The organism is Herbiconiux sp. A18JL235 (genome assembly GCF_040939305.1).
Taxonomy (GTDB): Bacteria; Actinomycetota; Actinomycetes; order Actinomycetales; family Microbacteriaceae; genus Herbiconiux.
Genome location: NZ_CP162511.1, coordinates 1,435,742 through 1,459,678 on the forward strand (window position 1 = coordinate 1,435,742; position 23,937 = coordinate 1,459,678).

Below are 23,937 nucleotides of genomic sequence, written 5' to 3' on the forward strand. Positions count from 1 at the left end.
ATGTTCCCCGGGAGCCCGTCGTTGACCGGGCCGCGCCGTCGTCCGTAGCGTCGGAGGGAGGCACGGCGAGCGTGCCGCCCGCAGCGAAGGAGCCGCACCCATGACCGACGTCACGACCCGGAGCGCAGTCGCGCCCGCCGCCTCGGCCCGCATCTCGCCGCCCGCCGAGGTGCGTTTCGCCATCGACGACCTCTACGCCACCTACCTCTGGGCCCTTGACACGCAGGACATCGAGGTCTACCTCAGCACCTTCTGGCCCGAGGCCGCGTTCATCGAGACCCAGCTCGACGGGGAGGTGCTGTCATGGGAAGGCGTCGACAGCATCCGTGAGTTCACTGCCTCGCACTTCGGCGGCTACAACGGCCACCAGCACCGCGAGTCGAACCGGGTCTACCTCGACGGCGACGCCCCCGACCGGGTGCGGCTGCGCTCGTACTGGTCGACGACCCATCGCGAGGCCGACAGCGGCGAGGTGTCGCTGAGCTCCACCGGTCACTCCTTCGACACCATCGAGCGCCGTGGCGACGAGTGGCGCTTCGTGCGGCGCTGGGTCGAGCGCTGGCCGGGGAACGCGGAGCACCCGCTGCGCTCTGCCACCCATCCCGCGACCGAGCAGCACCCCGACCCGGCCGGCCCCGCGCAGCACGGAGGGTCGCACTGACGATGACGGATGCGCCACCCCGCAGCGAGGCCGACGCCGACACCCTGAACGAAGCAGCCGCCGCACCCCGCGCCGCCCTCGACGACTTCCTCTCACGCGCCGCCGCGATCGTGGGCGCCGAGCACGTCTCGGCCCCCGACGACGTCGACGACTACCTCGACGTCTACGCCCTCGGAGACCCCCTGGCCCATCTGCCGGGCGGCGCCGTGCGCCCGGCCGAGGTCGACGAGGTGCAGGAGGTCGTGCGCGCGGCGAACGAGTTCGGCGTCGCGCTGTGGCCGGTCGGTCGCGGCAAGAACCTCGGCTACGGCGGGTCGGCGCCGAGGCAGAGCGGCACGGTCGTGCTCGATCTCGGCCGCATGAATCGCGTGCTCGAGGTCGACGACGAGACCGCCTACGCCATCGTCGAACCCGGGGTGAGCTTCTTCGACCTCTACGAGGAGCTCCGCCGCCGCGAGTCGCGGCTGTGGTCGTCGGTGCCCGACCTCGGGTGGGGGAGTGTCGTCGGCAATGCGCTCGAGCGCGGCTACGGCTACACCGCTCACGGCGACCACCAGCAGTTCATCTGCGGACTCGAGGTGGTGCTGCCGACAGGGGAGCTCATCCGCACCGGCATGGGAGCGATGCCCGCCTCGGAGGCCTGGCCCCTGTATCGCGGCGGTTTCGGCCCCGGCTTCGAGGGTCTCTTCCTGCAGTCGAACCTCGGCATCGTCACGAAGATGGGAATCTGGCTTATGCCCCGCCCCGAGCGCTTCGCGGCCTGCCGGGTGGCGATCGACAGCGAGAGCTCCCTGCCGGCGCTCGTCGACGCGATGCGCGAGCTCGGTCTCGAGGGGATGATCGACGGCGTGGTCAACGCCGCGAACGCGGTCGGCGTGGCCGCCGGCAGCTCCTCGCGCGAGCGCTGGTACGACGGCGACGGGGTGGTGCCCGACGAGATCGTCGACACCATCGCCTCCGACCTCGGCATCGGCCGGTGGAACGTGAAGTTCGCCGTGTACGGCTCCGACGCGATGCTCGACCTCAAGCTCGCCCGCATCGACGAGGTGCTGGCCGGTATCCCGGGGTCGCGGATCGTCGCCCATCGCTACGACGGCGACGCGTCGGCCGAGGAGGTGGAGCCCTTCGACCACTTCGCCGCGGGCATCCCCGGCATGCTGCTCGCGGGCGGTGTGCGCTGGCGCGCCGACCGGCCCACCGGTGCCCACATCGGCCTCTGCCCGGTGTCGCCCCTCACCGGCCGCCACGTCGTGGAGGCGGGTCGCATCATGCGCACCCACATCGAGGCGGCCGGCTTCGACTACATCGGGGGCTGGCTCGGCACCGGGCGTCACGCGGTGAACGTGCTGATGATCTTCTTCGACGCCGCCGACGCCGAGGAGTCGGAGCGGGTGAAGCGCGCCTTCGGCGAGCTCGTGCCGCTGCTGGCCGACGCCGGCTACGGCGAGTACCGCGCCCACCTCGACTTCATGGACGCCGTGGCCTCCCGCTTCGACTTCAACGACTCCTCACTGCTCCACTTCACCCGCACCCTGAAGCAGGCGGTCGACCCGAGGGGCATCCTCGCCCCCGGAAAGCAGGGGGTCTGGCCGCTGTGACGGTGGCGGTCGCAGCACGCAACGGGGCCACGGATGCACGGGTGACGACCCGCGCACTGGTCGCCCGGGGTGACGGGTCGGCGCCCGAGGTGACGACGGTCGAGCTGGTGCCGCTCGGCGAGCACGACGTGCTGGTCGAGCTCGCCGCCGCGGCTGTGTGCCGCACCGAGCTCATGACGGTCGACCGGGCGGAGGCGGGCCATGAACGACCGAGCGGTGCGGATGCGCGCATCACCGTGCTGGGACACGCCGCCACGGGCACGGTGACGTCGGTCGGCCCCTCGGTCACCCGGGTCGCTCCCGGCGACCGCGTCGTGGTGACCGGAACCCGCCAGTGCGGCAGCTGCTTCTACTGCCTGAACGGCGCGCCCGGCGCCTGCGACGAGATCTTCGCCCTCATGGAGCGCCGCGTCGGCACCACCGCCGACGGCGAGCCGGTCTGGAGCGACGGCGGCATGGGCACCCACGCAGAACGCATGGTGTTCGTCGAGTCGAACCTCGTGCGGGTCGAGGGCCTCGTCGCCGCCCGTGAGCTCGCGCTCCTCGGCTGCGGGATCACCTCGGGTGCCGGTGCCGTGCGCGAGGTCGCGCGGGTGAGCGCGGGCCAGTCGGTCGCGGTCTCCGGATGCGGGCACCTCGGCCTCTGGATGGTGCGGGCCGCCGCTCTGGCGGGCGCGCATCCGGTCGTCGCGATCGAGCCCCACCCGTGGCGTCGGGAGCGGGCGCTCCAGGCCGGGGCGACCCACGTTCTCGACCCACGGCTCGACGACCTCGACGCCGATCGGTCCTTCGACCTCACCGCGGCCGTGCGCGACCTCACCGAGGGCCGTGGCGCCGACGTCGCGCTCGAGGCCGCGGGCACCACGCTGGCGCTGCGGCAGTCGTTCGAGCTCTCACGGCTGGGCGCCACCGTGGTGCCGACCGGTCTCGAGAGCGAGACGGCTGTGGTGTGCCTCGACAACCTGCAGTACTCCTTGGGCTCGCGCACCATCAGGGGTGCACAGTGCGGGGGAGGCGACGTGCTGCGCATGGTTCCCGAGTACGAGCGGATGCTCGCCGGCGGCGAGCTGCCCGCCGAGCTCGTCATCACCTCCGAGCACGCGCTCGACGAGGCCCCCGCCGCCTACGAGCTGCTGCGCGACCCGCGCTCGCTCACCGCCATCATCGTGCTCTCCGGCGGCGGTCCCGCCCCCGACCACCCCATGCCCCTTCGAGAGGAGCCCGCCTCATGACCCCCACGACCTTCGCACCCGCTCCCGCCGGGCCGCGTCCCACCGGTCCGGCCACCGATCCGGCCGACCCGGTCGCCGCCGCCCGCAGCCTCCGCGAGCTGCTCCGAGAGCAGCAGGACGAGGCCGAACGCCTCGGCCACTACACCGACGAGATGCACCAGAAGATGCTCGACCTCGGCCTCTACCACCTGCTCGCCCCGGTCGCCTACGGCGGTGCCGAGGTCTCGCTCACCACCTGGCTCCGCACCGTCATCGAGATCTCGACCGGAGACCCCGGGTCGGGCTGGTGCTACTGCCTCGGTCACTCCCACGTCATCCAGCTGGCGTCGCTCTGGCCCGAGCGGGTGCAGCGGGAGGCCTTCAGCGACCCGGCGGGCTACTTCCGGGCGTCGCACAGCCTGGCGCCGGCCGGCACCGCGAAGAAGGTCGAGGGCGGCTACCTGCTGAGCGGAGTCTCGCGCTACCAGTCGGGTTCCCCTTACTCCACGCACGCCATCGTCTACGTCACCGTCGAGGGGGAGACGACCTCCGACGGCGCCCAGCGCACCGCCCAGGTGCTGCTGCCGAGGGCGCTCTACCGCCCGCTCGACGACTGGGGCGGCGACCGCGTGCTCGGCATGCGCGCGAGCGGGTCGAACTCGGTGGCCTTCGAAGACGCCCTCGTCCCCGCCGACCATCTCGTCGACGCCACCTGGGCGGGTGAGACCGACCCGGCTCTCACGGGCGCCGCACTCCACGGCAACCCGCTCTATCTCGGCAGCGTGCAGTCGTTCCTCGGCGCCGAGCTCGCCGCCGTGGCCGTCGGAACCGCCCGCGCGGCGCTCGATGAGTGGGAGGCCCTGGCGCGCATCCGTTCGGCTCCGCTCCCGCCGTTCGCGAAGCGCGACCACGACCCGGGCAGCCAGCGCCTCTTCGGCGAGGCGACGGTGAAGACGGATGCGGCCGAGGCCATCCTGCTGCAGGCCGTCGAGACCGTGGAACGCTGGGCCGCCGACTTCGTGGCCGGCCGCGCCCCGCTCACCCGGGCCATGGACACGCGCCTGAACGGCCTCACCCTCGAGGCCGGGCGACTCGCCGCCGACGCCGTCGACCTCCTGTTCCGCTCGGCGGGGAGCTCGGAGGCGCGGCCTGGGCGCAAGATGGAGCGCTACGCGCGCGACATCATGATGTACCGCACGCACGCTGCGACGCAGTACGGTGCGTGGATGCAGGGCATCGGCGCCACGGTTCTCGGCGTGCAGAAGTCGGCGTTCGACCTCCCCGCCGTGCCGGCTGCGCCGGGCACCCCTGCCTCCGGTGCCTGAGCGTTCAGCGCGCGTCGCCCGCTGCGCTCGCCGCGCCTGTCGTGCCCGCTGCGCCCGCTCCGCCCGCTGCGCCCGCTGCGCTCGTCGCGCCCGCGTCGCCCGGCCAGGCGCGCGTCGCGGCGCCGATCACGGCGCGCGCCCACGGCGATGGCCGGGTCTCGGCCGACCAGGCGAGCGTCGCCCACTCCACGGGTGCGCTGGTGACGAGCGGTCGCACCGCCAGCGCTCGGCCCTCCTGCGAGACGTCGCCGAACGGGCGGTGGATGTGCAGGGTGTAGCCGAGTCCGCGACCCACGAGCGATCGCGCGAGCTCGTGACTCGGCGTGCGCAACCGCACCTTGGGCGTCACCCCCGCGGCGTTGAACATCGAGAAGGAATGGGTGGCGCCGGGCTCGGTGCTCAGCATGATCCAGTCCTCGTCGGCGAGCTCGGCCGGGGTGATGCGTTCCAGACGGGCGAGCGGATGCTCCGCCGGCAGCACCACGTTCAGCGGCAGTGGCTTCAGCCTGATCGCCTCGAGCTCGGTCGGCTGCCGGTGGTCGAGGGTCACCGCGAGATCGATCTCGCCCGAGAGCAGCCTCGGCCAGAACGACTCCTCGAGCCCGATCTCGACGAGCGGCGTGACCCCGGGCTGCTCGGTGGCGAGCCGTTCGATGATGGGCGGGAGGATGACGGGGGCCATCTCCTCCGCGCATCCGATCGTCACCGAGCCCACGAGGGGCGCGGGGGTGCCGTCGGAGCTCGCTCCGCCCGATACCGCGATCTCGAGCTCGACCGCGTCGTCGAGCAGCACCCGGGCACGCTGCCGCAGCAGCCTGCCGCTCGCGGTGGGGGTGACACCCTGGGCGCGGCGACGCACGAGGAGCTGCACGCCGAGGGCCTTCTCGAGGCCGGAGACCGCCGCAGAGACCGCCGACTCCGAGGTGTGCAGCTCGGTCGCCGCGAGCGCGATCGATCCGGCATCGGTGACCGCGAGGAAGCACTCCAGCTGGCGCAGATTGAGCGCTGTCGAACGCATCGGCACCTCCTCGTCGCGCACCACCGCCATGCTACGACACCGCCGGGTACGAGACGGCGCGCTGCGACACCGCCGGGTACGACACGGCGCGCTGCGACACCGCCGGGTACGAGACGGCGCGCTGCGACACCGTGCGCTGCGACACCGCCCGCTGCGACACCTCCGGGTACTGCACCGCTGGACGACGACGAGAGGCGATCCCCATGACAGCAGCCGACAGCACGAACGACACCGCTCCCGACGAAGCGCCCGACAGGACACACACCGAAGCCCTCCGGGGGCGGGTCGCCGTGGTCACGGGCGCCGGCTCGGGCATCGGCCGCGCGCTCGCGCTCCGGTTCGCCGCTGCCGGGGCCCGGGTGGCCGCCGCCGACATCGAGCTCGACGCCGCCGAGAGGGTCGCAGCCGAGACAGGCGGGTCGGCCTTCCGGGTCGACGTCAGCTCGCTTGCGAGCGTCGAGCAGCTCGCCGCGGGAGTGGAGGCCGCCCTCGGCCCCGTCGACGTGCTCGCGAGCAACGCGGGGGTCGCCTCGACGGCACCTCTCGAGCGCATGACCGACGCCGACTGGAGCTGGCTCCTCGGCGTCAACCTCTACGGCGCCGTGCACACCATCGGCGCCTTCCTGCCGCAGCTCAGGCGCACCCGGGGGCGCATCCTGGTCACCGGATCGATGGCAGGCCTCGCGCCCGACCCCGGCATGGGCGGCTACGGCGTCACGAAGTTCGCCCTCACCGCCTACACCGAGGTGCTCGCCGCCGAACTCGAACCCGACGGCATCGGCGTGACCCTGCTCGCGCCCGGTCCGGTGCGCACCCGGCTGGGCTCCAGCTCGCGCAACCGGGCCGACGACGCGCCGGGCGCGGGGCTCGTCGACGTCGACCTGTCGGCGGGCGACGGGGGAGGCCTCCCGTGGCACGACCCGCGCGACGTCGCGGACGTGGCGGTGGAGGCGCTACTAGTGGGGCGTCGCTATGCGATCACGCATCCGGAGTGGGCGCATCTCGTGACGGCTCGTCACCGCGCGATCGAGAGCGCGTTCGACTTCGAGCGGTAGCCGCTCGCACGCCCTTTCCGGGGCTCGCGCCTACAGCTTGACCGGGTCGCCGTGCGGGTACGTGCGGGCGTCGACGACCGAGGCGCTCCAGGCGGCGTCGTGCCGCCTCCACTCGCTGGACGGTGCCACCGCGAGGCCCATGGTCTCGAGGGTGCGGCAGGCGATGCGGGCGACGGTCGCGGAGAAGTCCCCGTCGAGGTGCAGCACGGTGGTGGCCAGCACGTCTCCGGTGAAGCGCAGCACGCTCAGGCGCCAGCGATGTCCCTCACGGCACACGACGACCTCGTCGGCGAGCGACCTGTCGAAACGGATGCGCGCCGGGTGCATCCCCGCTGCGCCACGCCCCGCATCCATGACCCCTCCGATCACCCCGCCCCCCTCGACGGTCGCCGAGAGGTGATTCGCTAGGTGATCTAACCATATTCGGGGGTCGTCCGCACGGGGTGTGACGCGCATCCGGAGCCCGCCGACGACGGACGATCAGAAGTCGTCGACGTGGAGGTGGTTGCAGGTGTCGGAGAAGTCGCGGAAGTTGATGAACGAGGGCTCGTTGCCGGCGGCATAGCGGCAGTTGGCCTGGCCGACGCGGGATCCGGGGGGCATGATCGGGTCGAGCACGGCGATGAGGTTGAGGGAGGCGTCGTTGGCGCCGAGGGTGGGCACGCCGCCCACCGAGGTGAAGTCGACGGCGTGGCCGCCGCCCTGCATGTAATGGGTGGAGGCGGTTCCTGCGCCCTCGATCTGACCGGTGCAGCGGCGGTTGATGTCGGAGACGCCCGCGCTGCCGAAGGCACGCACCGCAGCGACGAGCGCCTGCAGGATGGTGACGTCGATGCCGCAGTTGGCGACGTCCTGGCCCTGGGCGATCCAGGCGATCTCGAAGATGTGATCGGGGCTCGAGCCGTGGAACTGTCCGTTCGCGACATAGCCCATGAGCTCCTCGGCGAGGGCCTGGGCGTCGTCGGAGACCGGACCGACGACCTGCCCGCCCTGGTGCGCCGCTGCCGCTGCTGCGGCGGCCGCTGCGGCTGCGGCGGCAGCTCGGGCGGCGACCCCGGCCTGATACTGCTCCTCGGTGGTGGCGAGGTTCTGCTGCAGGCTGGTGAGCTGCGCATCGAGCTCCTCGCGGTGCGCGTTCTGCTCCTGCAGTGCCGCGACCATCTGGCGCTGGGCCTCGGCGGCCGCCTCGAGAGCCGCCTGGGCCGCATCGGCGAGGGTGCCGAGTTTCGCCTCGGCGACGTCGGCCTGTTCGGTGAGCGAATGCGCGGTGTTGCTGTCGAGTTCGGCGGAGGCGTAGATCGCGTTCACGGCCTGGGTGAGCTGGCCCGCCGAGCTCAGCTGGGCGAGCAGGTCGTCGGCCTGGCCCGAGCTCGAGGTGAGGAGCATCGAGGTGAGGTCGGAGCCGCCGGTGCGCACGAACTGGGCGGCGATGAGGGCGGCACGACGCTCCGACTCCGCCGCCTTCGCGGTGGCGGCGGTCGACTGGGCGGTCAGGGTGTCTGCGCGTGCCTGGCCGGCCGTGAGGGCGGCCTGCGCCTCGTCGTTCTCGGCGGTGCGTTGCTCCACGAGGGCGCGCGCGGCCTGGGCCTTGGTCTCGAGGTCGGCGATGACGCCCTTGATGCGGGTGATCTCGTCCTGCTTCGCACTCTCGCTCGAGCGCGCCGCGAGCACGTCGTCCCAGCTGGGGTAGTCGTCGGCATGGGCGGCCGGCAGAGCGACCGGCGTGAGGGCGGGCGCGGCGGCGACGGTGGCGGCGGCAGCGACGGAGAGCGCGAGGAGGGCGGCGAGGAGCGGGGAGCGGCGGGCGCTGCGTCGGGCGCGGGCGCTGGCGCGGGCGCGGCGCGCGGTGGGTGAGTGGTGGGTCATGTGTCCTCGGAGCGTTCGGGAGCGAGCGGAGCGCCCAGACAGCAATTCAACCCCTGGGCTGCTGTTCGGTCGGCACCGCCCACGGTGATTCGCGAATCGGCGGGAGGTGGGGATCAGGCCGTGGAGCGTGCATCCGTGGTGTGGTGGTGGGTGCATCCGGGTTGCGGGGAGCGGCTGTTAGTGTCGGCGGATGCGCAGATCGGCTGGTTCGGCACGGAGACCGGGCGACGATGGGGGCGACAGCCCCGGACGGTTCGGGGCGGCGGCGACCCGCGAGGTCGACCCGCGGCGGGTGGGAGCGGTGAGCATCGCCTACAACCCGAGGGCCGATGGGTCGGCCGACCCGGGTGAGGTCGTGTGGACGTGGGTGCCCTACCAGGAGGCCGACGGGCGCGGCAAAGACCGCCCCGTGCTCGTCATCGCCTCCGAACCGGGCGGTACCGTGCTCGGTGTCGCACTCACCTCGAAGCCTCACGACGACCGGTGGGACGTGGCGATCGGGAGCGGGCCGTGGGATCCGGCGGGCCGTCCCAGCTGGGTGCGCCTCGAGCGGGTCTTCCGGCTCCACCAGGGCGGTGTGCGGCGCCGGGGTGTGGCGCTGGGGTCGCGCGAGTTCGAGGCTGTCGCGGGGGAGCTCGAGCGGATGTTCGGGTGGCGTTCGTCGACGCGACCGGCTTCGTCTCGCTCGGCTTCGTCGGGTGGTAGGCCGGGCGTGCTGCGCCGCATCCTGGGAAGGATGTTCGGTCGGGGTTGAACCCCGATGTCGGTGGCATGGTGTTGACTCATCCTCATGAACGACACCACCACCGCCCACCTCCGCGAGAGCGTGCTCCGGCACGAGTACACGGAGGCGCTCGCCGCCGTCGTCGCCGACGAGCAGGCGATCGCCCGAGCAGAGGCTGCGAGGGTGTCCCATCTGGCGCGGGCCGCCGAACTCGGCGACCTCCTCGCCGAGCGCTCGGCCGCTGTCGAGGGTCGCCGGTGCACGGCGGTCGATCGTGAGTGGGCGCGCAGATCCCTGGCGGCCGAACTGTGCTGCCTGTCGCGTCGCTCCGAGCGCACGGTGGCGCGGCTCGTGAACGAGGCCGAGTCCCTGGTCGCCATCCTTCCCGCCACTGTCGATGCGCTGGCACAGGGCTCGATCTCCTACCTCCATGTCCGTGCCCTCCTGTCGCACGCCCGCACCCTGCCTTCCGATGCGGTCTGCGAGTTCGAGGTCGCCGTGCTGCCCGATGCAGAGGCTCTCACCCCGGCGCGTTTCGACGAGCGTGCACGGCGACTTCGCGAGCACCTGCATCCGGAGTCGATCGCCGAGCGCTCCCGTCAGGCCCACGACGATCGTGGGGTCTGGCTCGACGCAGAGCGAGACGGCATGGCTACCCTGCACCACCACCTCGCCGCCGTCGACGCCCTCGCCATCCACGACCTCCTCGATCGCACAGCTCGAAGCCTCCGCGCTCCCGACGAACCGCGCACCCAGCTGCAACTCCGCTCCGACGTCTTCCGCGACCTCCTCCTCGACCCTGCTCCGTGCGGCGCGACCGCCCCCGGCGGCGCACCAGCGTCACCGTCACCCACACACACCGTCGACTCTGCGTCTCCGTCGCGCTTCCCATCGCGCCCGCACGCCATCGACTCGCGTCCGACGGCCCGTCGGCCCCGCATCACCCCCACCGTCATCGTCACCATCCCCGCCGACACCCTCCACCGCGGCGCACTCACTCCAGCTGGCCGCCCTCACCGCAGCGCAGACGCCCAGGCCGGCCTGCCTCACCGCGGCGCCACCATCCCCGCCGACACACTTCACCGCGGCGCACGCACTCCAGCTGGCCGGCCTCACAGCGGCGGCGTCCACACGGTCGACGACATGCTTCACCGGCGGTCCGATGCCTCCGACTACACGCCTCACCACGACGCCGATGCCCCTGCCGATCTGCTCGGCTACGGCCCCATCCACGGCTCTGCCGCGCGTCGGCTGGCCGCGGGTGCTTCATCGGTGTTCGAGCTCGTGTACGACCCCGCCACGGGTGCGCCGCTGAGCTTCGGGCGCACGCGCTACTCCCCGCCGGCCGCGCTACGAGCTCTCCTCCAGCACGACGACCGCACCTGTCGCTTCCCCGGATGCTCCCGCTCCGCCGACCGCTGCGAACTCGACCACACCCTGGCCTGGGAAGACGGGGGAACCACCGACCCCACCAACCTCGCCCACCTCTGCTCCCGCCATCACCACCTCAAGCACAGCCGCGGCTGGTCGGTCACCCAAGACCCTTCGGGCTCCCGCACCCTCACCTGGAGCACTCCCACCGGCTCCCACCACACGACGACTCCCCAAGGTCGTCCGGCAGAGCCACGCCCATCCCCGTCACGCCCACCAGTCGCGTCGTCGTCCCCGCCACCGCCGACGGTGACCTCATGTCCATCTGGCCAGTCGGCAGCCTCGTCCCCACCGTGGCCGGCCGCGGACTCGTCGCCGTCTCGCTTGGATCGGTCACATTCCGCCCTGATGCCGCTCGCTGCTGAGCGCTCGCAGACGGAGCACACGGCATCCTCGCAGTCGGAGCAGCGCCGCCCGACGGCTTCCGCCATGTTCGCCCGACCGGATGCGCGGACTGCCTCGACCGCGCACCCTCCGCGGCACGGCACAGCTGATTCGCTTCGCGCTCGTTCTTCCCATGCGCGGGTGGCGTTCGGTCCCGTTCCCGACCCCACCACCGACTCCGAGACGCCATCTCTGCACGCCGGCGCTCGCGGAATCCTCGCCGAATGACTCAGGGCCGGACGCGCCACCCTGGCCACCAGCGCCACCGACGTCAGACCGCGCTCACGACCAACCCCGGCTCGCCACGGCGACGATGACCCTCCACCGTTCTGACCCTCCCCTTCTGACCCTCCACTTCTGACCCTCCACTTCTGACCCTCCACTTCTGATCCTCCACTTCTGCCCCGCCAGTTCTGCCGCGCCACCGTTCTGCCGCGCCACCGTTCTGCCGCGCCACCGTTCTGCCGCGCCACCGTTCTGCCCCGCCACCGTTCTGCCGCGCCACCGTTCTGCCCCGCCGCCGTTCTGCCCCGCCACCGTTCTGACCCGCCAGTTCTGCCCCGCCAGTTCTGCCACGCCATTTCCGACCCGCCAGTTCTGTCCCGCCAGTTCCAAGCCGACCGTTCCGACCCGCTAACTCCGACCCGCCACAGTTCCGACCCGCTAGTTCCGGCCCGCCAGTTTCGACTCGACCGTTCCGACTCGACCGTTCCGACCCGACCGGTTCTCATCCGACCGCCCCCGCCTCCGCACGCCTTCGCCATCCAGCGCAGGGCAGGCGCGTGCGCTTGAGTGCGGCGAGGCACCGCACCGCACCGCCTCACCGACCCGGCGCTGCCCTCCAGCGCAGGGCAGGCGCGTGCGCTTGAGTGCGGTAAGGCACCGCACCGCACCGCACCACCTCATCGACCGGGCGCTGCCCTCCAGCGCAGGGCAGGCGTGTGCGCTTGAGTGTGGCGAGGCACCGCACCGCACCGCACCACCTCACCGACCCGGCGCAGCTCCATCGAGCGGGTTCGCGGCGAGGCGCGCAGCGAGGCCGCCCGCGAGAGCGACTCCGGGGGACGAGTCGGGCTTGGCCGCCGCCTGCACCTCGAAGCAACCCACGAACTCCTCGGGGAGGGGGGGCCGCGGGAACCCGGCCACCACCAGTGCCCGGTACTCCTCCGACCACCGCTCGACACCCCGACCCGAGATGTCGAGCCCGGTGGCCTCACACAGGAGGTACCCTTCAGGATCGTCGACGGCCGAGACATCGTCCTCCATGTGCCGCACGATGATCTCGGCGGCACGTCGACGACGGTCGCGCGTCCAACCCGCACCGGCACCGAACACCCAGGCCACTTCACCGCCCGCGTACTCGAACGACAGCGTCCGGTTGTCGAACGACGACTCGATCCCGATGTCGTGCAGTACCGCCGACACGAACAGCAGCTCATCATCGACCTCGAGCCTCTCGACCCGGGCGAGCTCAGCCGCCCACAGATACGAACGGATGCCGTGGTTGAGCATCGCCTCTGAGTGGTAGGTGCTCGCCACATCGAGCGCCGCCACGGACGACGGGCCCTGCGGCAACCACGAACACGTCGAACGAGAAGCAGAAGCAGAAGCAGAAGCAGGAGCAGAAGCACAGGTAGATGCGGATGCGGGGGCGGGGTCTCGCCGCAGATCGGTCATGCGCCCAGTCTGCCGACGCAGCACCCGCAGGTGTCGCGCATCCGCTCTCCCAGCACCGGAATGGCAGGATCGCACCGCAAGACTGTCCGGAACGACCCGCCCGACGCCGACCAGGCGCGAGCGACGTCCCCGCCCCGCCGACCTCACCGCCCGGGGTACTGCGGTGCCGGGTTGTTCGTGCGGATCACCTCGAGCCGCGCCCGGTACTCCACTTCGTCGATGTCACCCTGCGCGAAACGCTCGGCGAGAGTGGCCTCGGCCCGACGCCCCGGCTGGTCGGCACCGACCCGCTGCGCCCACGCCGCCCTCCGCCAACGGCGCCCGACCGTGGCGAAGAGGACGGCGATGACGGCGATCCAGAAGAGGGGGACGAGGAGCAGCAGGAACCCGGGACCACCTCCACCCCACCCCCACGGGTGGCCGACGAGACCCGGATGCGCGGCGACAGCCGCAGAGGATGCGAGGACGACAGAGCTCAACACGATCGACTTCTTTCGGTCACGGGTTCCGGCGGAACCTCTTCCCCTTCACCGTCGCGCATCCCGCGAGGCAGCGAATCCGCCCGGGGGTGACATCTCCGTCGGACACGTACGCCCTCGGGATGCACCTGCGGCCCGCGGCCCGCGGGCCTGCGGCCGGGCGACGCGCCGACGCGAATCAGGTACCCGGCGCGACGAGCCCGGCGTCGTAGGCGACGATGACGAGCCGCACCCGATCGCGCGCACCGAGCTTCGCCATGATGCGCGACACGTGCGTCTTCGCCGTGAGCGGACTCAGGTGGAGCGCCTCTCCGATCTCCTCGTTGGTGAGCCCCCGACCCACGAGCGCCAGCACCTCCCGCTCACGCGCGGTGAGCACCGAGAGCACACCCGCATCGACGGATGCGGTCGGCGCGTCGGGCGCATCGGGCACGTCCCCCAGCGATTCCCCCTGGGCGACACGCTCGAGCAGCCGCCGCGTCACCCCGGGGCTGAGCAGCGCGTCGCCCTCGGCGACCACCCGCACCGCCCTGATCAACTCGACCGGCTCGGTGTGCTTCACCAGGAATCCACTCGCCCCCGCCCTGATCGCGCGCCCGACGTACTCGTCGAGCTCGAAGGTCGTGACGATCACGATGCGGGTCGCCTCGAGCCGGGGATCTGCGGTGATCTGCTCCGTGGCCCAGAGGCCGTCGCCGTCGGGCATCCTGATGTCCATGAGGAGCACGTCGGGCCGCTGAGCGCGCACCAGCTCGACCGCCTGCGTTCCCGACCCGGCCTCGCCCACCACGGTGAAGTCGGGCTCGGAGTCGAGCAGTGCCCTGAACCCCGCACGGATGAGGTGCTGATCGTCGGCGAGAGCGATCCTGATCATGACGAGCCGCTCAGCTCGGGCAGATCGGCGATCACGCGGAAGCCCCGGCCGTCAGCGACGGGCCCCGCCGAGAACCGGCCGCCCAGCAGCTCGGTGCGCTCCCGCATGCCGAGCACGCCGCGACCAGAGCCTATAAATGCGGGGCCGCCGGATGCTGGGCCGCCGGGTTCGCGTGGGCCACCACGACCCGGACCCCCGACCGTCGTGCCCCCGCGAGCGGGCCCGGGGTCGTCGACGGTCACCCGGTAGCCCTCATCCGTCACCACGATCGCCACCTCGGCCCGGTCACCGGCCGAGTGCCTCACCACGTTGGTGAGCGACTCCTGCACGATCCGGTACATCGCGAGCTGCACCGCCGCCGGGGCCGCGTGCGCCGCCGGATCGACGGAGGCCTCGACCCGCAGCCCCTGCGACCGCACCGAGTCGAGCAGCTCGTCGAGCCGCCTGAGATCGGGCGTCGGCACGAGCGGGGCGGGCGAGTCGGTCCGCACCCCCGTCATCTCACCCCCGTCTCGCAGCACCCCGAGCACCGACCGCACCTCCTCGAGCGCCGAGCGACTCGTCGCCTTGATGTCGGTGAGCGCCTTGGCCGCCTCCTCGGGCCGCGACTCGAGCAGGTGCAGCCCCACCCCGGCCTGCACACTGATCTGGCTGAGCGAATGGGCGAGCACGTCGTGCAGTTCGCGGGCGATGCGCATCCGCTCGGCCTGCACCTCCGACCTGCGTTGCTCCTCGGCGAAGCGCCGCGCCTCGTCCCAGCGGCGACGCCGTGTGCGGATGCTCTCCCCGATCGCCACGAACAGCACCAGCGCCAGCGACACCGCCACGACGAGCGCCGGCTGCCACGGCACCCGCAGCGCGATGCCGGCCGCGAGCGTGACCACCCAGCCGACACCGAGCGAGATCCATGCCCAGATCCGCGCCCCACGCACGACAGCACCGATGACCGCGAACGGCAACGCGACGTAGGGCGGTGCCGCGTCGCCCGAAGTGACGAGCACGTATCCGGATGCTGCGGCCACCACCACGGCGACGACCGGTCCTGGGAACCGCCGGGCGAACACCAGCGCCACCGGCCCCGCGACGGCGAGCACGAGCCGCGCCGTGAACCGCACCGGATCGTCGTCGAAGCTCGACACCAGGGCCCGCGCGTGCCAGCGGAGCAGCGCCGCCGGAACCTGCACGACGAACGAGACCACCACCGGCAACCACAGCGTGAGCGGCCCACCCAACCGGAACCGCGGCCACGCGGTGGCGGCGGCCGGGGGGCGCTCGTCCGGATGCGGCATGCGTCGATCGTAGCCTCGGCCGACCGGGCGGGCGTCGTCCGGCAGAACCGCATCCGGAGCGCGCGACCCCGTGGCGTACTCCCGGGGGAGTAGCTGAGCGTCGAGGTGCGGCGGGGAGCCGGCCCGGGTCAGGCCCCCAGTCGGGCTCCCAGCTCTGCAGCTTCGGCGAGGGCTGTTTCGAGCTCGGCCTGGGAGCGGGGAAGCTCGGCGGCGAGGGCGGCCACCGAGTCGGCGAGGGTGAGGCTCGTGGCGACGACGGTGACCTCCATGCCGAGCGAGGTGCCGAGGATGAGCTGCAGCGGGGGCACCGTGTGGTCCCAGCCGTCGGTGGGTGAGCCCGGGTCGTAGGAGGCGCCGCGGGCGGTGACGATGACGGCGGGCCGGCCGGCGAGGGGCTGCGAGTCGACGTCGAACGGGGCGGTGACGCCCGGCACATGGATGTAGTCGACCCAGGCCTTCAGCGACGACGGCAGCGAGTAGTTGTACATCGGGGCGCCCACGACGACGGCGTCGGCGGAGACCAGCTCGGCGATGAGCGACTCCTGGAGGGCTTCGGCGTCGGCCGGCGGTACCGCTCCCGGCGGGCGCAGGCGTGCCGGCCAGTGCAGGGCCGCATCGGGGATGTGCGGAAGCGGGTCGCGGTGCAGGTCGCGGTGGGTGACCGTGTTGCCCGGCGCCGCGGCGATCCAGGCGTCGGCGAAGGCGCGCGTGATCGACCGTGATCGCGAACGCTCCGGATCGGCGGAGGAGTCGAGGTGAAGAAGGTGTGCCATGGGTTCACGCTACCGGCAAGCTCCGTGCCGCTGTCAGGTCGGGCTTCGGATCACGCGCGGCGGCTCGCGCCGTCAGGGCGCGAGCCGCCGCGCGGCATCGAGGGCCTGCCGGGTCGCCCGCACCGCGTCGATCCCTCCTGCGTCGAGGGCTCCGCCCACCACCTCGTGCGCGATGCCGCGTTCCGCGAGCCCGGCGGCGAGCGTCTCGTGCGACACCTGACCCGCGCAGACGATCACCACATCGGCCGGCACGAGCTCTCGCGTTCCGCCCTCGAGCACGACGAGCACACCCTCGGGGGTGATGCGCTCGTACTCGAGCCCGCTGAGGAAGGCGACCCCCGCCTGCCGCAACTCGCCGAGTGCGACCCATCGCGAGGTGATGCCCATCCCGGCTCCGAACGATCCCGACCGGCGCAGCACGGTCACGTCGGCACCGGGCCGGAGCACCGGGTTCAGTCCCGCCCCGACGTGAGGAGCCCCGACGTGAGCAGCCCCGACGTGAGGATCACCGAGCAGGCCGAGGGATGCTGCGACGGCGCGAGCCCGCTGCGGCAAGGCTCCCGACTCCAGGGCGGTGCCGGGAACGGGGAGTCCGTAATGGTGCTCGAACGACGCGGCGCGTTCGGCCGGGTCGTGCGAGAGCACGAGGAACTTCGCCACGTCGATGCCGATGCCCCCGCCGCCGACCACCGCGACGCGCCCGGGCGGCACCCCGTCGCGGAGTGCCCGCTCGTAGCTCATCACGTGCGGCAGTTCGGCCCCGGGCACCTCGAGCGACCGCGGCCGCACGCCGGTCGCGACGAGAACCGCATCGAAGCCGCCCGCGAGCTCGTCGACGGTCGCCGTGTCGCCGAGCCGTAGCTCCGCCCCGAGCGCGGCGAGCCGCTGCTCGTGGTACTCGACGGTGAGCGCGTAATCCTCCTTGGTCGGGATGCGCGCGGCGAGCGCGAACTGCCCGCCCAGCCGGTCGGCAGCCTCGAACACGGTCACCCGGTGGCCGCGCTCGGCGAGATCCACGGCGGCGGCGAGGCCGGCCGGGCCGCCCCCCACGACGGCGACGCGCAAGGATTCCCGAGTCAGCGCCACCGGATACACCGACTCCCGGGCGGCCCGGGGGTTCACGAGGCACGACACCGGCTGCATCCGGAACGACCTGTCGAGACAGGCCTGGTTGCATCCGATGCAGGTGTTCACGCTGTCGAACCCGCCGGCGCGGGAGCGCGCGACGATCGTGGGGTCGGCGAGGAACGGGCGCGCCAACGCCACGGCGCTGATCGCACCCCCATCCCTCGCGAGCACGTCTTCGGCGTCGCGCAGATCGGTGAGCCGGTTGCTCGCGATCACCGGAACGGCCGTCGGCGAGCCCGGCTCGCCCGGCAGCGAGATCGCCCGCGCGACCGCCAGCGCGTAGCCGAGCCAGACGCCGTGCGGCACGGCGGCCTGCACGGTGGGCACCTTCGACTCGTGCCAACCGATGCCGATGTTGAGGGCGTCGGCACCGGCACGCACGAGGTCGCGGGCCAGCGCATCCGTCTCCTCCTGGGTGCTCGAGTCGGGAACGAGGTCGGCACCCGACATGCGCACCACGACGGGCACCTCGAAGCCCACCGCGCGCCGCACCGTCCGCAGCACCTCGATCGCGAAGCGTCTGCGGCGCACCGCGTCCCCACCCCAGTCGTCGTCGCGTCGATTGGTGACCGGCGAACAGAACTGATTGACGAGGTAGCCCTCTGAGGCCATGATCTCGACCCCGTCGAACCCGAGCTCGACGGCCCGCTCGGCTGCCGAACCGAAGTCGCCGACGGTGCGCAGGATGCCGATCTCGTCGAGCTCCACCGGCACCACCGCGCCGGCGCTGCGCCAGGCCAGGGGCGACGGGGCGACCGGATGCACGGGGCGGCCCCGCGCATCCGTCACCCCGTCGAGCAGGGCGTACCGACCGGCGTGGAACAGCTGCGCGATGATGCGGCCGCCCTCGGCGTGCACCGCCTCGACGGCGTGTGCGAGGCGGGCGTCGCTCGCCGGGTCGCCCAGCACACTGAAGTCGCGGGCGCCGCAACCCTCCGCGTTGACGGCGAGCCCGCCGGTCACGATGAGGGCGGCGCCCCCTCGGACGCGCTCGGTGTAGTACGCCGCGAGGGCCTCGCCGCCGTCGTCGAGGGTCTCGAGACCGGTGTGCATGCTGCCCATCACCACGCGGTGGGCAAGCTCGAGGGCGCCGAGCCGCCAGGGGGAGAAGGTGCGCTCGAGCACGGCGTGCCTATTCGCCGCCGGGCATGCCGAGCGGCGTGCCGCGGTCGCCGGCCACACCGGGTTCGCCGGCCTCATCGGGCTCGCCGGCCTCATCGGGTTCGCCGAGCACGGCGGCCCGGAGGGCGCCCGTGGTGTCGGCCCAGAACGGCGGGGCGACGACGGTGAGGCCGCCGTCGACGGTGAGCACCTGTCCGGTGATGTAACCGGCCTTCTCCGAGAGCAGGAAGTCGGCGGCATCGGCCATGTCGTCGGCGGTGCCCGGCCGCCCGAGCGGGATCTTCTCGAACACCGTCTCGACGGGTGCCATGCCGGGAACCCGGTTGTAGAAGTAGTCGAGCGAATCGGTGTCGATGAGTCCGCCGTTCACCGCGTTCACCGTGATGCCGCGCGGGCCGAACTCGTTCGCCATGTACTTCACGTACGACTCGTTCGCCGCCTTGGCGGCACCCAGGGCCGCGTAGGTGGCGAAGGCGCGCTGCGAGCCGTAGCTGGTGATGGCGAGGATGCGGCCGCCGGCATCCATAAGCTCGGCAGCCCGGATGGCGCCCAGCACGAACGAGCGGGTGTTCATCGCGTAGCTGCGGTCGAGGTGGTGGGGCTTCAAGTGTGCGACGGGCTTGAAGGCGCTCGCCGCAGCGTTCGCGACGAAGCCGTCGAGGCGGCCGTAGCGCTCCTGCACCGCGTCGAACAGGGCGTCGATCGCCTCGGGCTGCTCGACGTCGGCCTGGATGGTGAAGCCGCTGCCGCCCGCGGCGACGACGTCGGCGAGCGACTCCTCGGCGAGCTCGGCGTTCACCTTGTAGTTCACGACGACCGCGGCGCCCTGCGCCCCGAGCTTCCGGGCGAGCAGCCGGCCGATGCCGCGGGAGGCGCCCGTGATGACGACGACGCGCGGCGTCGCGCCGGGGGTCGAGCCGGGGATGGTGCCGGGGGAGTCGGTCATGCGGGGTCCTTCCGAGGGTGGGCGGCGGCGCGCTTCAGCACCTCGCGCGCCACGACGGTCTTCTGGATCTCGTTGGTGCCCTCTTCGAAGCGCTGCGCCCGCGCATCCCGGTACACCCGCTCGATGGGGTTGCGGCGCCAGTAGCCCTGACCGCCGTGCACCTGAAGTGCCTTGTCGGTCACCCGTGCGAGCATGTCGACGGCGACGATCTTGGAGGCGCTGGAGAGGGCGCCGGCATCCGCTCGGCCCTCCTCGTAGGCCCGGGCCGCCTCCAGCACGAGCGCTCGCGCCGCAGCGATGTCGGCGTAGTTCTCGGCGAGGTAGGCCTGGATGACGGGGCGCTCGGCGAGGCGCTTGCCGAAGGTCTCGCGCGTCAGCGCGTAGTCGACCGCGAGCTCCTGGGCGCGCTCGGCGAGCCCCACCGCGCTCATCGCCACCGACACGCGGCTCGGCAGCAGGAAGCCGCCGAGGGCGACGGCGAGACCCTCGCCCTCCTGCCCCACTCGTGCGCTCACGGGCACCCGGGCGTCGCGGAAGCGGAGGACGGCGTGGTCGGTGCCGCGCACCCCCATCGTGTCGGAGTCGTCGATCACCTCGATGCCCGGAATGCCGGAGTTCGGCACCAGCAGGGCCACCGTGCCGGCCGCCCCGTCGGCGGTCGAGGTGCCCTCGAGGCGTGCGAAGAGGAGCCAGTAGTCGCACTTCACGCCGAAGGTGATGAGGTGCTTCTCGCCGTTCAGCACGTAGTCGTCGCCCTCCCGGCGCACGGTGCTGCGGATGTCGGTGCCGGTGCCGGCCGTGGCCTCGGTGAGAGTGAAGGCGATGAGCGCTTCCCCCGAGACCGAGTGGCGGAGCAGCTCGCGCTGGGCGTCGTCGACGAAGGGTTCGAGGGCGCGCCAGAGTCCGTTGTTGACGTGCACGAGCATCCGGATGGAGCCGTGCGATCGCGACACGATCTCGAGCAGCTCGAGGTAACGCGAGAAGGGGATGCCGCGCCCGCCGAGAGCGACCGGGGCCGCGAGGCTCAGCCAGCCCCGCTCGCGGAGCTCGTCGTAGAGCTCGCGGGGCACGTCGCCCTCGGCCTCGATGCGCTCGGCCCAGACCTCGCCCGGCCCGCGCACCCAGGCGTCGAGCTCGGCCTTCAGCGCGTCGAAGGCGATGTCGTCGAAGGCGATGTCGTCGAAGGCGGTGTCGTCGAGGTGGGTGTCGGTCACGATCGTTCCTTCTTTCGTGCGGCCTGGTCGGCGCGTTGAGCCTGCTCGGCCGCGAGCATCGCAGCGACGCGCTCCCTCAGCACATTCTTCTGGATCTTGCCCACCGGGTTGCGCGGCAGCGCCTCGATGGTCTCGAGCCTCTCGGGCCAGTAGTACTTCGACACCCCGGCCGCGGCGAGGTGGTGCTGCAGGCCGGCGAAGTCGAGCTGAGGCACACCGGCGGCGGGAACCACGAAGGCGCAGGCGCGCTCGCCGAGCCGGGGGTCGGGCATCGCCACGATCGCGACGTCACGCACAGACGGATGCGCGAACAGCAGGTTCTCGATCTCGACGACCGGCACCTTCTCCCCACCCCGGTTCACCACGTCCTTCACCCGGCCGGTGATGTGCAGGTAGCCCTGCTCGTCGAGCACGGCGAGATCGCCGGTGCGGTACCAGCCGTCGGCGGTGAACACCTCGGCGGTGAGGTCGGGCCGGCCGAGATAGCCGGCGAACATGGTGGGGCTGTGCAGCTCGTAGTTCCCCTCCCGGCCCGCGGCGAGCTCCACCCCCTCGTCGTCGACGATGCGGATGCGGATGCCCTCGAGCGCACGCCCGTCGCTTCCCCAGGCGGAAGCAGGAGGGTCGAAGGGTGCAGAGAGGGTGCCGAGGCAGGTCTCGGTGGTGCCGAACGCGCCGCACACCGCGGTGTCGAGCACCCTCGTGGCGCGCCCGGCGAGTTCGCGCGGCACGGCCGCGCCCGTGGCCACGAACACGCGGAGCGACGCGGGGGCGGGGGCGCCCGACTCGACGGCGTCGACGAGATCCATGAGGAAGGGGGTCGCGGCCTGCACGAAGGTCGCACCTGCTTCGCCGAATGCCTGGTCGAGAGCGACCCCGGCGTTCCACTCGGGTTGCACGACGGCGGTCGTGCCGAGCTGCCAGCTCAGCACGAGTCCGTAGAGGAAGCCCGTCTGGTGGGCGAGGGGCGAGGGGATGAAGACCCGGTCGGCGGGGGTGAGGCCGAGATGCCGTACCTCCATCGCGGTGGCCCGTGCGAGCGTGCGGTGCGTGTGCTGCACGCCCTTCGGCTCGCCCGTGGTGCCCGAGGTGAAGAGCAGCTGCGCGAGATCGTCGGCCGCGGGGCGGCGACGGCGCAGCGCGGCTCGGTCGACGGCCGCGGCGGCGAGCGCGTCGTCGAAGTCGCGGTGGGGCCACGGCATCATGCCAGGAGCGGGTAGGGCGTCCCCGGCGCCCGGAACGTCTGTGCGACCTGGGGCGACCAGGCCGACCGGGGTGGGGGTTTCGGAGGCCTCGGACGCCGGCGCGAGGGCTCGACGTGAGGGCGCCGCGTCGGTGCCGGCGCGCGCGTGCCCCGACGGGTCGCGGTCGCCCACGACGAGAACATGCTCGACGCACAGGTCGAGGCCCTGCACCTCCGCTTCGCGCGCGACGGCGGCGAGCTCGTCGGCATGAAGTCGCCCGCGGAACGACTGCGGCACCACCACCACCCGTGCGCGCGACCGGGAGAGCACCATACCCACCTCGCGCGGCCCGAACACCGACATCACGGGTGCCACGACGGCGCCGATCTGCAGTGCGCCGAGGGTCACCGCGACGCACTCCGCCCAGTTCGGCAGTTGGTAGGCCACCGACTCGCCCGGTTCGACTCCCAGATCGAGGAGCACGGCTGAGACCCGGTCGGCCTTCCGGCGCAGCTGTGCCCAGTCGAGCGTGATCGGCCGTTCGCCGACCTCGATCACCGCGGCCGAGCCGCTGCGCAGCGGGTCGTCGGCCACCGCGTCGACCAGGTCGGGGAGCGCCGTCACGATGCCGGCTTCCGGTCCCGCGGGGGCACGCTGAGCTCGAGCCCCACTCCCGTCATCGCGTCGAGGAACGCGGGGTAGGAGATGCGGTACGCATGCGGATAGGTGAGGCGCGACGTCCCCGAAGCCCGGGTCGCCGCGACCGCGAGCGACATGAGCACGCGGTGGTCGTTGAACGACGACATCGGCGCCCCGACGAGCGAGTCGACCCCGGTGACGACGAGTTCCGACCCGCGGTCGTCGAGCCGGCCGCCGAGCTTGACGAGCTGGAGCATCGCGTTCACCCGGTCACTCTCCTTGAGCCTCACATGGGCGACGTTGTGGAAGCGGGAGGTGCCGTCGGCGAAGCTCGCGAGTGCCGAGACCACAGGCAGCAGATCGGGGATGGGCTGGAAGTCGAGGTCGATCGGGGCGAGCGTCAGCCCGTCGTGGCGCACGCGCACGAATCCGGTCGGCTCGTCGCGCTGGAGGGTGAGACCCATCGTCCGCACGATGTCGAGGAACTCGGCCTCGGGGTGGTCGGTCTCCTGCGACGCGCGCGCGTGCAACCCGCGGAACAGCACGTCGGAGGGGTGCAACGCCGTCGCGGCGAGCCCGAAGGCCGCCGAGCCGATGTCGGGCGGCACCACGTACTCGGCCGGCCGGGCGGTCTGGCCGGGCTTCACGGTGTACCGACGCCAGTCGTCGGAGACCTCGACCTCGAGCCCGAAGTGCCGCATCATGCGCACCGTCAGGTCGACGTACGGCTGCTCGTTGAGCTCGCCCAGCACCTCGATGGTGGTCTCGCGCCGCGCGAACGGAGCGAGCAGCAGCAGGCCCGAGAGCCACTGCGAGAGCGTGCCGGGAATGGCGACGTGCCCTCCCTCGGGTCCGCCCGGCTGCACGACGATCGGCGGGCAGTCGTCGGTCGACTCGTAGCGCACCCCGAGAGTGCCGAGCGCGTCGAGCAGCGCCTTGATGGGCCGGCGCCTGAAGTACTTCATGCCGGTGAGGGTGATCGGCCGGTCGGCGAGCGAGGCGAGACCCGTCATGAAATAGAGCGTGGTGCCCGAGGAACCGACGTTCAGCAACCCCTCGGCCGAGTTCGAGCCGTGATCGACCAGCGGCTCCCGCGTGGAGTACGGCCCGCCGTCGACCACGTAGCTGTCGCCCACGATCTCGATCCGCGTGCCGAGAGCCCTCAGCACCCCGATCGTCCACACCACCTGCCGGGTTTCGGAGAGACCGCGGATGACGCTCCGCCCCGGCGCCAGCGACGCCAGCACCAGGGCACGGTGCAGGTGGTACTTCGACACCGGCACGGTGAGTTCCCCCGCGATCGCGCCCTGCGACCCGCCCACGACCAGCTGCACTTCCT

At 72.3% G+C, this 23,937-nt stretch carries 21 protein-coding genes; 7 read left to right on the forward strand and 14 right to left on the reverse strand.

Features of this window, described 5'->3' with window-relative positions; genetic code table 11:
* Positions 1 to 100: 100 nt before the first annotated feature.
* From ABFY20_RS06645 to ABFY20_RS06660, 4 genes are read left to right on the forward strand one after another with little or no spacing between them, the layout of a single operon-like run.
* Positions 101 to 661: a nuclear transport factor 2 family protein gene (locus ABFY20_RS06645; protein WP_368499154.1), complete on the forward strand. Its 561-nt coding sequence runs from the start codon at positions 101 to 103 to the stop codon at positions 659 to 661.
* 2 nt (positions 662 to 663) lie between these two features.
* Positions 664 to 2,259, forward strand: coding sequence for an FAD-binding oxidoreductase (locus ABFY20_RS06650; RefSeq protein WP_368499155.1), 1,596 nt, complete (start codon positions 664 to 666; stop codon positions 2,257 to 2,259).
* A 41-nt stretch (positions 2,260 to 2,300) separates the two neighbouring features.
* Positions 2,301 to 3,491: a zinc-binding dehydrogenase gene (locus ABFY20_RS06655; RefSeq protein WP_368499156.1), complete on the forward strand. Its 1,191-nt coding sequence runs from the start codon at positions 2,301 to 2,303 to the stop codon at positions 3,489 to 3,491.
* On the forward strand, positions 3,488 to 4,795 hold the full coding sequence (locus ABFY20_RS06660; protein WP_368499157.1) for an acyl-CoA dehydrogenase family protein: 1,308 nt from the start codon (positions 3,488 to 3,490) through the stop codon (positions 4,793 to 4,795). The genes ABFY20_RS06655 and ABFY20_RS06660 overlap by 4 nt, the downstream gene beginning before the upstream one ends.
* A 4-nt stretch (positions 4,796 to 4,799) precedes the next feature.
* Here ABFY20_RS06660 and ABFY20_RS06665 read toward each other — a convergent pair whose 3' ends face one another.
* Complete coding sequence (locus ABFY20_RS06665; protein WP_368499158.1) at positions 4,800 to 5,813, reverse strand: LysR substrate-binding domain-containing protein; 1,014 nt, start codon at positions 5,811 to 5,813, stop codon at positions 4,800 to 4,802.
* A gap of 31 nt (positions 5,814 to 5,844) precedes the next feature.
* The gene (locus ABFY20_RS06670) at positions 5,845 to 6,018 is read right to left on the reverse strand and encodes a hypothetical protein (protein ID WP_368499159.1); all 174 of its coding nucleotides are present in this window, start codon (positions 6,016 to 6,018) and stop codon (positions 5,845 to 5,847) included.
* On the opposite strand from ABFY20_RS06670, the gene ABFY20_RS06675 reads away from it, so the two are divergent.
* On the forward strand, positions 6,017 to 6,868 hold the full coding sequence (locus ABFY20_RS06675; protein WP_368499160.1) for an SDR family oxidoreductase: 852 nt from the start codon (positions 6,017 to 6,019) through the stop codon (positions 6,866 to 6,868). The genes ABFY20_RS06670 and ABFY20_RS06675 overlap by 2 nt on opposite strands.
* A 30-nt stretch (positions 6,869 to 6,898) precedes the next feature.
* Here the strand turns inward: ABFY20_RS06675 and ABFY20_RS06680 are convergent, their stop codons facing one another.
* Positions 6,899 to 7,237 (reverse strand): hypothetical protein, encoded by a 339-nt coding sequence (locus ABFY20_RS06680; RefSeq protein ID WP_368499161.1) that lies wholly within the window; start codon positions 7,235 to 7,237, stop codon positions 6,899 to 6,901.
* 111 nt (positions 7,238 to 7,348) lie between these two features.
* Positions 7,349 to 8,734: a hypothetical protein gene (locus tag ABFY20_RS06685; protein ID WP_368499162.1), complete on the reverse strand. Its 1,386-nt coding sequence runs from the start codon at positions 8,732 to 8,734 to the stop codon at positions 7,349 to 7,351.
* Positions 8,735 to 8,924: 190 nt separating this feature from the next.
* On the opposite strand from ABFY20_RS06685, the gene ABFY20_RS06690 reads away from it, so the two are divergent.
* The gene (locus tag ABFY20_RS06690) at positions 8,925 to 9,488 is read left to right on the forward strand and encodes a type II toxin-antitoxin system PemK/MazF family toxin (protein WP_368499163.1); all 564 of its coding nucleotides are present in this window, start codon (positions 8,925 to 8,927) and stop codon (positions 9,486 to 9,488) included.
* A 36-nt stretch (positions 9,489 to 9,524) separates the two neighbouring features.
* A complete protein-coding gene (locus tag ABFY20_RS06695; protein WP_368499164.1) occupies positions 9,525 to 11,501 on the forward strand; it encodes a DUF222 domain-containing protein in 1,977 nt (658 codons plus the stop codon).
* Positions 11,502 to 12,257: 756 nt separating this feature from the next.
* Here the strand turns inward: ABFY20_RS06695 and ABFY20_RS06700 are convergent.
* From ABFY20_RS06700 to aroA, 10 genes are all read right to left on the reverse strand, one after another.
* Positions 12,258 to 12,827 carry a cyanamide hydratase gene (locus ABFY20_RS06700; RefSeq protein ID WP_368499165.1) on the reverse strand — a complete coding sequence of 190 codons (570 nt, stop codon included), beginning with the start codon at positions 12,825 to 12,827 and terminating at the stop codon, positions 12,258 to 12,260.
* A 266-nt stretch (positions 12,828 to 13,093) separates the two neighbouring features.
* Positions 13,094 to 13,432 carry an SHOCT domain-containing protein gene (locus tag ABFY20_RS06705; RefSeq protein ID WP_368499166.1) on the reverse strand — a complete coding sequence of 113 codons (339 nt, stop codon included), beginning with the start codon at positions 13,430 to 13,432 and terminating at the stop codon, positions 13,094 to 13,096.
* A 175-nt stretch (positions 13,433 to 13,607) separates the two neighbouring features.
* Entirely contained in the window at positions 13,608 to 14,303 is a 696-nt protein-coding gene (locus ABFY20_RS06710; RefSeq protein WP_368499167.1) for a response regulator, read from the reverse strand.
* The gene (locus ABFY20_RS06715; protein WP_368499168.1) at positions 14,300 to 15,592 is read right to left on the reverse strand and encodes a sensor histidine kinase; all 1,293 of its coding nucleotides are present in this window, start codon (positions 15,590 to 15,592) and stop codon (positions 14,300 to 14,302) included. Before ABFY20_RS06715 ends, ABFY20_RS06710 begins: the two co-directional genes overlap by 4 nt.
* A 128-nt stretch (positions 15,593 to 15,720) precedes the next feature.
* Positions 15,721 to 16,365 carry an FMN-dependent NADH-azoreductase gene (locus ABFY20_RS06720; RefSeq protein ID WP_368499169.1) on the reverse strand — a complete coding sequence of 215 codons (645 nt, stop codon included), beginning with the start codon at positions 16,363 to 16,365 and terminating at the stop codon, positions 15,721 to 15,723.
* A 72-nt stretch (positions 16,366 to 16,437) separates the two neighbouring features.
* Positions 16,438 to 18,618: an FAD-dependent oxidoreductase gene (locus ABFY20_RS06725; protein ID WP_368499170.1), complete on the reverse strand. Its 2,181-nt coding sequence runs from the start codon at positions 18,616 to 18,618 to the stop codon at positions 16,438 to 16,440.
* A gap of 7 nt (positions 18,619 to 18,625) precedes the next feature.
* Positions 18,626 to 19,561, reverse strand: a complete 936-nt coding sequence (locus ABFY20_RS06730) for an SDR family oxidoreductase (protein WP_368499171.1) — start codon at positions 19,559 to 19,561, stop codon at positions 18,626 to 18,628.
* A complete protein-coding gene (locus tag ABFY20_RS06735; RefSeq protein ID WP_368499172.1) occupies positions 19,558 to 20,775 on the reverse strand; it encodes an acyl-CoA dehydrogenase family protein in 1,218 nt (405 codons plus the stop codon). Before ABFY20_RS06735 ends, ABFY20_RS06730 begins: the two co-directional genes overlap by 4 nt.
* The gene (locus ABFY20_RS06740; protein WP_368499173.1) at positions 20,772 to 22,583 is read right to left on the reverse strand and encodes an AMP-binding protein; all 1,812 of its coding nucleotides are present in this window, start codon (positions 22,581 to 22,583) and stop codon (positions 20,772 to 20,774) included. Before ABFY20_RS06740 ends, ABFY20_RS06735 begins: the two co-directional genes overlap by 4 nt.
* On the reverse strand, positions 22,580 to 23,932 hold the full coding sequence (gene aroA / locus ABFY20_RS06745) for a 3-phosphoshikimate 1-carboxyvinyltransferase (RefSeq protein ID WP_368499174.1): 1,353 nt from the start codon (positions 23,930 to 23,932) through the stop codon (positions 22,580 to 22,582). The genes ABFY20_RS06740 and aroA overlap by 4 nt, the downstream gene beginning before the upstream one ends.
* Between the last annotated feature and the right edge of the window lie 5 nt (positions 23,933 to 23,937).